The following is a 9,271-nucleotide window of genomic DNA, read 5'->3' as shown; positions in this document are numbered from 1 at the left end:
GGACTAAATACTGCACGATTAACTCTTGCAAGGTAAGCATCATAATCTTCTCTTGGTTCTAAAGGTAAAAACGCTTCGCTATTTTCTCTTAAATATTCTGTACCCTCACTAACAGCTTTCATTATTTCCCAACCCTTAATCATGTCTAATACTGCACGATTACGAGTAAAAGGACTATCACTACCACCCATATAGGATGTGGCAGTAACACTGGTCTTAAACATTCCTGGTAATGCGTAAGTCATTTTTTAGGGCATCTCCATTTGCTTAATGCTAACGCTTTTCTTGTCGGGTCACCATTAGGTTTTTTCATTGGCCCTTTCATCCCACCCATTCTTGCACAGAATGAATTTTTTCTTGCTTTTTCAGTTTTAGTTAAACCAGATTTTTTAGTTACAGGTCTTTTTAATTTACTACCTGTTTCTTTATTTATTTTATCTCTGCCTTTTTTAGTAAGACCACCAGTTTTACTCTTGTGTTCTTTTCTTAATTTCACTTTTTTCTTTTTTACAGGCATTGCTTTCTTACAACTATTTTTTCTTTTTCTTAGCTGTTTTTGCAGCCTGTTTAAAAGCAGCAGAGGTTGGGGCTCCTTTACTACCTACTTTTCTCATCTTTTCGCCACTACCAGCTTTAATACGCTTCTTTTTTGCGTTGATATTGGCATATAGCCCTTTTTTCTTAGTCACAACTACACCTCTTCTTCTTAGTTCCTTTCTTTTTCTTCTTTTTACCCTTTGGTTTCATAGAACCGTAATGTCCAGGCATAATAAAAAGTNTCTCTTAGTATATTCTAAACGAAGTTTGGCCTAGTGTCTCTGGCTTCGCTAAATTAAATTGCTGCAAACATAAATAACCGAAAGCATCAAAAGCGTGGTCAACCCCTAGATTTTTGTTAGGCATCCCTGTATTTGGTGCGTAAGTTAGCGTACGAAGGGATTTTATTAACTCTTTACATCGAGGATGNATAAATGTTCTACGATTTCCAGCTGCATCATATAAAGCTGTATTCACCGCAGTAATTTTATCCCGAATCTTCCAGGGAGCTTTCGGGCTGGACACATTAAAACCACTCCTTCTNAAAATTGTGTGATCCGTAAGACCAANACCACTTGTTTTTCGAGCACCACCCGTAGGGTCGGGACACGTTATTACTCGTCTGTCCACCCCATACCTATTTACGACTTCTTCCGCAAAATCCCATGTAGTTGCACCCCCTCGTAAGATGATTTCGTCAAAAACATACAGATTTTCGTTACTTTTTACCGCACATATGCCACAAAGAGGGTCAACGTTGAAATCTACCCCCATATATAGTGGCAACATATGTAAATCTGCTGCTTCATCCGATATATTCTCNTCATCAAAGCTAACTGCCACTAATCCAGTCAGATTTTCAAAGCTTGCTTCAAATTCTTGCCTAAATGTACGATTATCTAACTGCCCCCTAGCTGCTTCAACCTCAGTACTCGGAACATTACCCCCCTCAATCGTAGTAAAACTCCATCGCTTCCAATCCCCACTCTCATCTTCAGGNACATAACACCATAAATCGTAAAACCAACTTGCCGTNCCATCAGGAGTTGAAATGAATAGTGCCCATCCTTGTTTATCTGCTAANGCAGGTCGGATTACTTCAGACCATACCGCTCTGTCCATGAACGCAGCTTCGTCTAATACAACTCCACTTAAACTACGACCTCTTAATGCCATCGCATTCTCTGTTCCCTTTAACTCAATAGTTGATTCATTCACTAATTCCAACTTCAGATCTGTCTCATTCTTACTTTTAACCCACTGTTTCGGTACTAACTTCTTAAGAGTCTTCCATGCAATATCCTTTGCCATTCGATAGGTAGGAGCACAATAAAAATATGTTTCTCCAGGCTTTGCAATAGCTCCTTTCAATAACTCAACACAGCTTAAATAGCTTTTTCCAAACCTTCTTCCAGCTACCAACACCCTAAACCTTTCTTCAGCATTAAATACCTGTCCTTGTGCCCACCTTAATGTTAACGGTTCTGCTACTGCCATATAAAAATAATAACCCCTTTTATCATANCAGCAACTTATTTCGTGTTGTATCAGCAGGTTCCNNGCCNCANGGTNAAATAAAAAANATTTNNCTGAACCCTCCCCCCTATGTAAAGTTTTGTTACAAATAGAGGATATACACGTATATTATAGGAGATCTCTGTTATAATATAAGAGTAGGGACGAAAGGAACTACGAAACTTGAAAACTTAATTAATTTTTCTGCTATGGCAAAACCTTCAGCACGTTACACCTTCTCAGGTGTAGAAACTCTCAGTTTTACGTCCCATGATGTTAGCGTTCGGTTCTCAGATGGTGACTCTTTAACCGTTGACTTCACACGAGGTCAAAACGGTTTGAAGATGGTACACGAAGAGTGTCGAGACTTCCTTAAATGGTACGGCAAGCGAGACATGGACGAGCTAAAGAAAACCTTTAAAGCTCTTGAAGAAATCATCAAGGAAGAGGCCAAATTATCATGTTCACAAGATTGATAATCATAAGCATGACCTCTTCAACTCTCGGTGATATGCACTCTGACGAATACACAAGCTTGTCAGAGTGGCAGCACTTCGTAAACGATGAAGCCCAAGCTAGAGGAATAGATCTCAAAGACGAGCAAGCAATTGAAGACCTCGATGAGGAACTACAAGAGCAAGCCCAAGACCACCGAGACTACCTCGAAGCTGAAGCTTACGAAGACTCAATAGGCCACTAACAATGGCCTTCCTTGATTCCTATCAGGAGACAAGGCTAGATGAGATAGAGGAGGAACTCTTTATAGAGTCTCCTCTAGCTCCTAACCTTAGACTCAAAGCTTACGAACTTTTACTAATCGAACTTTATTCTTAAACGCTATGAAATTTACAATCGGTTATTTGACATTTATGTCAGTAATTATGTTATTAATCGGTACTTGGTCGGCTCACAAAGTCGACTCAATAACCGACTACTCCACAATTAATTGGGAGATGACCAAGCCATGACTTACAACGGTTGGACTAACTACGAGACTTGGAATGTCGCCTTATGGATGGACAATGACGAGATCTCGTACGAATTGGCTAGAAGTTCCAAAAACTTCTCAGAATATCGCAAGAAACAAAACTTGCGAGCCGAGCCACTCACGGGAGACAATGTAAGCCTTTTTGATGATAACCTCAACATCAAAGAGCTAAACGAAAAAATTAAGGAGCTGGGAGCCTAGCTCCCCTCCTCTTTCACTTTTACTGCTATGTTAAAACTTAAAATTAATTCCGATAACCAGGCATTTGACCAGGAAGGCCAGGAAGTCGCCAGGATACTTCGAGACCTGGCTAATAAACTTGAACACCTGGACGAACTCCAGGAAAGCCAGCTACCTTTGAGAGATCTTAACGGGAACACGGTTGGATACTACCAGACCTGGACAGACCAGGGCAAAAGCCAGGGAGCGGTGATCAGTTCACCTTACCAGGAGTGGAGGGCTTAGTCCCTCCCTTTTTTTTACCAGGGTATAACCAGGACAAGACCAGGTAAGCTTATAAACTGAATGAATTTTTCAGCTGGGCAGCAAAACTGAATGCAAAAATCAAGTTATATAAACTGAATGTAAAAAATTGAATGCGATTTTCAGCTGACTTTGTCAACTGAATGTAAAAACTGAATGAAAAATTGAATGGTTATTCCTTGCTTTCGATTTGAATATTTAAACTCGGTGGCATATTTACATTTACCGCTTCTTGAGTCTCACCGTTTGCACGTCCCAAAGAATCTAAAATCATATGTGCTGTCTGTAATTGTCCCTTTTTTAATGCTGCATTGAACAATCTTTGTCTCATACTATGCAAACGAGAAAGTATGTCTACACGATCTCGTTCTAAATCCGTTGAGTTCCATGCGGTTACGGTTTTCCAATCTGCCCAAGCTGTTTTTTCGGAGATACTTTCTCTTTGTGCGTGTTGTAAAACTAATTGTCTAGTGGAAAGACCGTCTAATTGTTTTGTATAAAGTCTTTGGCAACGTTGTTCAATATGACTTTTAGGATTACGTTTACCATAGATATTTTTAATAGACTCCATACTATTTTTTGAAACCATTTCCAATAAAAAAGAGGTATTAAATTAATAATACCTCGTAAGTCTTGTTATGTGAAAAGAAATTAAGAAATGAGTTCGTAATTCATTTGACAAGAAAAAAAGAAATCATATGTTTTATTGACTTTATAACCTAAATTAATAAGTCTCATATGTTCTTGATCAGCTTTTTCGATTGAGTCTATAGAATTATGACTATAGATTCGAGTAATAAATTTTTTCATTGTGTCACCTTTTCCATTTGTGCTATAAATCTTTGTTCGTTAAAATCCCAAATTTCACCTAATTTCATATCTTCTAAGAGATAATCTTTAATTTGATTAAGGATTGCATAACCCAAAGACCTTTCATGGTTGATATGTTCACAAGATTGATAATCATAATTATTGACTATCCCAACTAAATAACCGCTTTCTTTTTTGTCGATCCAATAAACAACAGAGTTAGAAAGTCTGTAAATGTAAGAATCTCTAAACATATCAGTTGGATTAGAATATCTAGCATTTAGTGAGTTTTTGTTTTCTCTTAATAAAGTATTGAAAACTAATTCATATAAATCATTATGAGAATTTTTCAAAAGTTTTTCATAATGCTCATCAATATGATGTTCAAAATCAGCATGAAGTCTCAAAGGATCTTTACAATCAGTTCTAGTTTTGTAATAGGATTCTTTATAACAAATTCTCATAGCTCTTTTATAAGCTTGAGCTTTTGAGGGATCGTCCCAAGACTTACCACTTTTAATAAACCAATAAGTAGACAATGCGTTGAGAGTATCGTCCGAACAAAGGTAAGCTGACATTTTAGTAACCTCCTCTGTTTCTTGCTTGCATTGCTTGAGTTTGTTTTAAAGAAGGACGAGAAGAATTTTTCTTTTTCTTTTCATCAAATTTTTTGAACTCAGCTTTTACATCATCAATAGAATTGATGGAAGTTTTAGAAAGATCAACGGAATGAGAGTTGCCGTTAAGATCTGTGATTTCCCAAATAGGCATAGCGATAAAAGTAAACTACTCTTATATTATAGCAGTTATTTCTTAGTATTAGCAATGATTTTAGAAAATTTTATTNATTTTCCTTCATTTGAAGCTTGCTTGAAAATATCTAATAATTTAATTAATCTTTGTTTTCTTTTTATAGAATATTGTGAATGTTTTATGAAAGAAACAATAGTAGCTAATAAAAACCATTGATCNCTGAATGAAAGATCAATTTGATTTGGATTTGGTTGATCTTGTTCATTTTGATTTCTCAATAATAAATCTTTAATTCTACCCATAATTGAATGTTGCATTAACTATAAATATGCTAGTATATTAATGTAGTAAATGTCTAGTGCCTATGGTAAATTCAAGACGTTCCAATAGTATAAGGTCAAATGATCTTGAAAGGTTGAAACGTCTCTTAGATTTAGGAATAACACCAAAAGGTGTTCGTGCTTATGCCCAAAGTACATTTAATGTATCAAGACAACAAGCACACCGAGATACCGTCAAAGCAATGGTTGATCGTTCCAAAGATAAAAGGGTTAAACCTTCAAACAATGACCATAAGAAAATGATTGCTTCGGCAATGAATCTTCTTTTTCAAAGTATGCTCAAAGCTGAAACAGATAATGACCCTAGTGCATTAGCTAGATTAAGCAAAGAGATACGAGAGCTATCAAAGCTCATTCCTGATTTTTCTGCTTCACCTGATCCTGAATGGGATGATGAAGAATACACAAGTTTTGAAAAATCTGTCTCATAAAATTATTATTTTTTTCTCACAAAACGCTATGACAACATCAAAAAGACAAACAGTCAATCTCGAAAACGATCCACTATATAAGGATAAAAAGGATTGGTCACAAAGATTTAAAAATCTAGTTGGTAAAAGAATCGTTAGTGTTCGTTACCTTACTAAAGAAGAAACAGATGCAAGCGGTTGGTATTCCGCACCAATCGTAATTGAATTAGAAGATGGACAAGCATTAATTCCTCAACAAGATGATGAAGGAAATGATGGAGGTGCATTATGGATTGCAAATTCAAAATGTTTAGATGATCTTATTCCCGTAATTAGAGGTTAATTAAAATGCCAAATTGGACACAAAACGAAGTTACGTTTTCTTCAGCAAAAACAACAAACATTGAAAAAATAAAAGAGATCTTTGAAAAAGGATCTCCATTTGGTCAGCTTATTAAAGAACCAAATTGGCCTACCGTTCCATTAAAAGGAAATGAATCAGTCAANTNTTNTAAAGAGAAATCTTTAGGTAAAAAAGGAGAGCTACCGATCATTGAAGAGTTTAAATTAAACAACGGAGAAGTAATGACGTTGCATAAATTTAAATCTACAAATGAACAAGATACTAGATGGTATAGTTGGCGGTTGGAAAAATGGGACACCAAATGGGATGTTCCAAAAGATGATATTGAAATTACTGAAATTAACAATGGTTCTATTGTTATTGGTTTCGATACCGCATGGTGTCCACCCATTGCTATATATAAAAAACTTAGAGATACATTTAAAGATGTAAAAATTGCATGGTGGGCAATAGATGAAGATGATGATACTAACGGAGAGGGGTACTATCTAACATGAAAATTACAAATGATGAGCAAGCATATCTCCAAGCATTAGTTCTTGCAATTACCGCACCAAATGATGAAAAATCTTTAGAGTGCCAAAAAATTGCAGCATCTATTGAACCTCGTTTAACCGAGAAACAAATAGATTTATGCAAAAAAGGTATAGAAGTTTGCATGGAGTTATTATGAAGCTTGAAAAAATTTATGAAGAACTTAATTCTTTCATAGAAAAAGAAGAAGAACTTATTTCTAGTTGGCCTTGTGATTCTGAATATAACGTTCCAACATGGAATGATATATATGATGCATTGGAGATTCTTGATTCGATAATTAATTACGAACCAAGTGATGAAGAATTAGAAGCATATAATAATTCTTATTCAGATCCACCTCATGTTGTAAATCAAAAAATGTTGGAAATGAAAAGTGAATCACATGGGAGAAAATTTATATGAAATCATTTGAAATTACTTGTGCTGAAGTTAATTATTTTGTTATTGAGGTTGACGCACCAACCGCAGAAATAGCAAAAGAAAAAGCTAAGAAAGATATTAATTCTTTTGAAGTTTTAAATGAATTTACTTCCGAGTGGGATTTTGATGAAATTAAGGAGATTTCTTATGAAACTTAAAGAGTATCAACAAAAAAGGGCATCACTTGATGATGCCTACCTACTAGGTGATATTTCATTATCTGATTATGCTAGAGATTCTATAAATCTTGACTTCAAATATAATCAATTTATGTATGAAGATGAGAATTATAAACAATACAAAGAAATCACTTCCCCAAATCGTAATGGTTTGGAGGAGGTTATTTTCGTTCCAATGAAGAAAAACTCTAAGTGTAGGAGAAATGGAAAATTAATTAAATGTCCTAAATGTGGTAAAACTCAAAAAGTTTATCATCTTGCATGGTCAGCTTTGAATTGTCAAAGTTGTTCATGGATGTCTAACAAAATGGATTGGCTTATCGAAAGAGGTACACATGAAAAGTGAACATTAAGATTTCCAGCTGAACAAAAATTATCCAGGTTTTTTCTAGGTAAAATTTGCCTGGACAATTTCCTGGTGTTTTTTATTTTAATTTATTATATTTTTCAATTCTTTCTTCAAATTTTGACATTGCCCATGATAATTCATATTCATTCATAATTCTTACTTGAATGGCTCCTTCGTCTTTTGCAATTATGATTGCAGCTTGCTTTGCTTGAATGCCCGTTAAGTGTTTTAATCCTAAATTATATGCTCCGAGCTGGCAAAAATAATCTTCCANATACTTATCAGGNTTNTCTTTNNNCGAACCAGTTGTNTTAAAGTCAGTGATAGTAAGCTTTCCGTCTACATCAAGTAAACAATCTGCCGTACCAGCAAACCCTAATGGGTGATAAATACTAAATTCTATACTATGAATGGAAGTTATTGATCCTCCATCAATCCAATTTGCCAGACCTCTGGCGTGCGGTTCTGCCAACCAATGTACTTTAGGGGCCGTTCCCTTCGCCTTTTTGATTGCCCACTCCGTAATGCTTTTCGGAGATCTCGCCAATCCGTCTTCGTAAGTTGTCCAAGAATTTCGTTCATTGCAAGTGTTCCTNATAAGTTTTGATGCTGTTTTTAAAATATATTCACAATGTGAATGGGCTTTTGTTCCTCTGTTTGCTGCTTGCTTTCTTATGCTTTCATTTCCAGGTCTTGCTAACCACTTTGCTAAAAATTCTTTATCTTCTTTTTTCTTTGTTTCATTTAAAATATGAGTTACTGAATGGTATTCTGTACCTTCTTTATCTCTATAGACTCTGAAGTTTCCTCCGTCTATTCGTTCCAATGATTTATGTCTTAGAACTGCAAGAGCGTCCTGTTTATCNACTCCATCTATTGTTAGTTGCATTTTTNAATATACTTCCCCATTATGATTCTATACTAAAATGAGCCATTTGCAACCTCTTCATCGGTAATATCTATCCATTCTCCAGATTTAAACTCAAAAATAAGTTCGTGGTCTGGTTCATAATATATCTGACCTTCGTATGGGTCAGCTGGTAGTCTAATTCTTATCATTTTTTCTTTTTGGTAAGAGTTTGTTTGTTATATTGTTCAGCGTGTTCTTTTTCAATATTATGTAATTTTTGTATTAATTTTCCTACTTCAGTATGCCGTTCATAATCGCTAAATCTATGTGTTTGAAAATCATATTCAAGAGTTCTTAAACAACTCCTCAATAGTCTTAATTCTTTGTAAGTACATTTAATTATGTACTCATCGTATTTTACTTTCATATTAAATAAAAAAAGTTTGGGGCTTACAGGTTGCTTTGCTTACTGGAAAAGGCTATGACTTCCTCTTAGAAGTTGTGGTTCTTCTCCGTCCTCGATGGGAACTCATATCAGCTTTCAAATATGTTTGCAAATGCTCCAACCACGCAGCACCCGTCACATTGAAAGGAGCAGCAAAGTTAGGTAGCTAAACCTCTAACTACTAACCTTGCCCAAACATTACTAATCTGTCATCTCTTCTAGTGGGTTGCCACCTACAAGTAAATTCTCTAAATAGAATCCTTCTTTCATCCTTGCATCATATGCTGCTT

At 35.4% G+C, this 9,271-nt stretch carries 19 protein-coding genes; 10 read left to right on the top strand and 9 right to left on the bottom strand.

What is annotated here, in order from left to right:
- The 3 genes from CBD51_005560 to CBD51_005550 all read right to left on the bottom strand — a co-directional run.
- A partial coding sequence (locus tag CBD51_005560; protein RPG58246.1) for a hypothetical protein occupies positions 1-224 on the bottom strand: 224 nt, incomplete at its 3' end.
- 17 nt (positions 225-241) lie between these two features.
- On the bottom strand, positions 242-517 hold the full coding sequence (locus tag CBD51_005555; GenBank protein RPG58245.1) for a hypothetical protein: 276 nt from the start codon (positions 515-517) through the stop codon (positions 242-244).
- 266 nt (positions 518-783) lie between these two features.
- Positions 784-2,034: a hypothetical protein gene (locus CBD51_005550; protein RPG58244.1), complete on the bottom strand. Its 1,251-nt coding sequence runs from the start codon at positions 2,032-2,034 to the stop codon at positions 784-786.
- Positions 2,035-2,261: 227 nt separating this feature from the next.
- On the opposite strand from CBD51_005550, the gene CBD51_005545 reads away from it, so the two are divergent.
- The 3 genes from CBD51_005545 (at position 2,262) to CBD51_005535 (ending at position 3,505) form a co-directional block, all read left to right on the top strand.
- Positions 2,262-2,528, top strand: coding sequence for a hypothetical protein (locus CBD51_005545; GenBank protein RPG58243.1), 267 nt, complete (start codon positions 2,262-2,264; stop codon positions 2,526-2,528).
- The gene (locus CBD51_005540) at positions 2,513-2,752 is read left to right on the top strand and encodes a hypothetical protein (protein RPG58242.1); all 240 of its coding nucleotides are present in this window, start codon (positions 2,513-2,515) and stop codon (positions 2,750-2,752) included. The genes CBD51_005545 and CBD51_005540 overlap by 16 nt, the downstream gene beginning before the upstream one ends.
- Before the next feature lie 516 nt (positions 2,753-3,268).
- Positions 3,269-3,505 carry a hypothetical protein gene (locus CBD51_005535; GenBank protein RPG58241.1) on the top strand — a complete coding sequence of 79 codons (237 nt, stop codon included), beginning with the start codon at positions 3,269-3,271 and terminating at the stop codon, positions 3,503-3,505.
- A 190-nt stretch (positions 3,506-3,695) separates the two neighbouring features.
- Here the strand turns inward: CBD51_005535 and CBD51_005530 are convergent, their stop codons facing one another.
- From CBD51_005530 to CBD51_005515, 4 genes are all read right to left on the bottom strand, one after another.
- On the bottom strand, positions 3,696-4,094 hold the full coding sequence (locus CBD51_005530; protein RPG58240.1) for a hypothetical protein: 399 nt from the start codon (positions 4,092-4,094) through the stop codon (positions 3,696-3,698).
- Between the two features lie 235 nt (positions 4,095-4,329).
- The gene (locus CBD51_005525) at positions 4,330-4,911 is read right to left on the bottom strand and encodes a hypothetical protein (protein ID RPG58239.1); all 582 of its coding nucleotides are present in this window, start codon (positions 4,909-4,911) and stop codon (positions 4,330-4,332) included.
- A gap of 1 nt (position 4,912) precedes the next feature.
- On the bottom strand, positions 4,913-5,104 hold the full coding sequence (locus tag CBD51_005520; protein ID RPG58238.1) for a hypothetical protein: 192 nt from the start codon (positions 5,102-5,104) through the stop codon (positions 4,913-4,915).
- 35 nt (positions 5,105-5,139) lie between these two features.
- On the bottom strand, positions 5,140-5,388 hold the full coding sequence (locus CBD51_005515) for a hypothetical protein (GenBank protein RPG58237.1): 249 nt from the start codon (positions 5,386-5,388) through the stop codon (positions 5,140-5,142).
- A gap of 62 nt (positions 5,389-5,450) precedes the next feature.
- Between CBD51_005515 and CBD51_005510 the strand changes: the two genes are divergently transcribed.
- The 7 genes from CBD51_005510 to CBD51_005480 all read left to right on the top strand — a co-directional run bounded on the left by CBD51_005510 (position 5,451) and on the right by CBD51_005480 (position 7,683).
- Positions 5,451-5,858 (top strand): hypothetical protein, encoded by a 408-nt coding sequence (locus tag CBD51_005510; protein ID RPG58236.1) that lies wholly within the window; start codon positions 5,451-5,453, stop codon positions 5,856-5,858.
- Positions 5,839-6,180, top strand: coding sequence for a hypothetical protein (locus CBD51_005505; GenBank protein ID RPG58235.1), 342 nt, complete (start codon positions 5,839-5,841; stop codon positions 6,178-6,180). The genes CBD51_005510 and CBD51_005505 overlap by 20 nt, the downstream gene beginning before the upstream one ends.
- Positions 6,181-6,185: 5 nt before the next feature.
- Positions 6,186-6,698 (top strand): hypothetical protein, encoded by a 513-nt coding sequence (locus CBD51_005500; protein ID RPG58234.1) that lies wholly within the window; start codon positions 6,186-6,188, stop codon positions 6,696-6,698.
- A complete protein-coding gene (locus CBD51_005495) occupies positions 6,695-6,874 on the top strand; it encodes a hypothetical protein (GenBank protein ID RPG58233.1) in 180 nt (59 codons plus the stop codon). Before CBD51_005500 ends, CBD51_005495 begins: the two co-directional genes overlap by 4 nt.
- The gene (locus CBD51_005490) at positions 6,871-7,140 is read left to right on the top strand and encodes a hypothetical protein (protein ID RPG58232.1); all 270 of its coding nucleotides are present in this window, start codon (positions 6,871-6,873) and stop codon (positions 7,138-7,140) included. The genes CBD51_005495 and CBD51_005490 overlap by 4 nt, the downstream gene beginning before the upstream one ends.
- Positions 7,137-7,316 carry a hypothetical protein gene (locus CBD51_005485; protein ID RPG58231.1) on the top strand — a complete coding sequence of 60 codons (180 nt, stop codon included), beginning with the start codon at positions 7,137-7,139 and terminating at the stop codon, positions 7,314-7,316. Before CBD51_005490 ends, CBD51_005485 begins: the two co-directional genes overlap by 4 nt.
- Positions 7,306-7,683, top strand: coding sequence for a hypothetical protein (locus CBD51_005480; protein RPG58230.1), 378 nt, complete (start codon positions 7,306-7,308; stop codon positions 7,681-7,683). The genes CBD51_005485 and CBD51_005480 overlap by 11 nt, the downstream gene beginning before the upstream one ends.
- A 79-nt stretch (positions 7,684-7,762) precedes the next feature.
- On the opposite strand, the gene CBD51_005475 is transcribed toward CBD51_005480, so the two are convergent.
- Entirely contained in the window at positions 7,763-8,575 is an 813-nt protein-coding gene (locus CBD51_005475; protein ID RPG58229.1) for a hypothetical protein, read from the bottom strand.
- Positions 8,576-8,741: 166 nt separating this feature from the next.
- Complete coding sequence (locus CBD51_005470) at positions 8,742-8,963, bottom strand: hypothetical protein (protein ID RPG58228.1); 222 nt, start codon at positions 8,961-8,963, stop codon at positions 8,742-8,744.
- Positions 8,964-9,271 lie beyond the last annotated feature (308 nt).

This window comes from Flavobacteriales bacterium TMED191, from assembly GCA_002171975.2.
In the GTDB taxonomy this organism is placed as follows: Bacteria; Bacteroidota; Bacteroidia; order Flavobacteriales; family TMED113.
The sequence above is the reverse complement of the archived record's forward strand: the minus strand, read 5'-3'. Positions and strand labels throughout refer to the sequence as shown.

Coding starts and splice junctions, on each gene's coding strand:
- CBD51_005555 (RPG58245.1), bottom strand. CDS start 517: ATGCCTGTAAAAAAGAAAAAAGTGAAATTAAGAAAAGAACACAAGAGT.
- CBD51_005545 (RPG58243.1), top strand. CDS start 2,262: ATGGCAAAACCTTCAGCACGTTACACCTTCTCAGGTGTAGAAACTCTC.
- CBD51_005540 (RPG58242.1), top strand. CDS start 2,513: ATGTTCACAAGATTGATAATCATAAGCATGACCTCTTCAACTCTCGGT.
- CBD51_005535 (RPG58241.1), top strand. CDS start 3,269: ATGTTAAAACTTAAAATTAATTCCGATAACCAGGCATTTGACCAGGAA.
- CBD51_005530 (RPG58240.1), bottom strand. CDS start 4,094: ATGGAGTCTATTAAAAATATCTATGGTAAACGTAATCCTAAAAGTCAT.
- CBD51_005525 (RPG58239.1), bottom strand. CDS start 4,911: ATGTCAGCTTACCTTTGTTCGGACGATACTCTCAACGCATTGTCTACT.
- CBD51_005520 (RPG58238.1), bottom strand. CDS start 5,104: ATGCCTATTTGGGAAATCACAGATCTTAACGGCAACTCTCATTCCGTT.
- CBD51_005510 (RPG58236.1), top strand. CDS start 5,451: ATGGTAAATTCAAGACGTTCCAATAGTATAAGGTCAAATGATCTTGAA.
- CBD51_005495 (RPG58233.1), top strand. CDS start 6,695: ATGAAAATTACAAATGATGAGCAAGCATATCTCCAAGCATTAGTTCTT.
- CBD51_005490 (RPG58232.1), top strand. CDS start 6,871: ATGAAGCTTGAAAAAATTTATGAAGAACTTAATTCTTTCATAGAAAAA.
- CBD51_005485 (RPG58231.1), top strand. CDS start 7,137: ATGAAATCATTTGAAATTACTTGTGCTGAAGTTAATTATTTTGTTATT.
- CBD51_005480 (RPG58230.1), top strand. CDS start 7,306: ATGAAACTTAAAGAGTATCAACAAAAAAGGGCATCACTTGATGATGCC.
- CBD51_005470 (RPG58228.1), bottom strand. CDS start 8,963: ATGAAAGTAAAATACGATGAGTACATAATTAAATGTACTTACAAAGAA.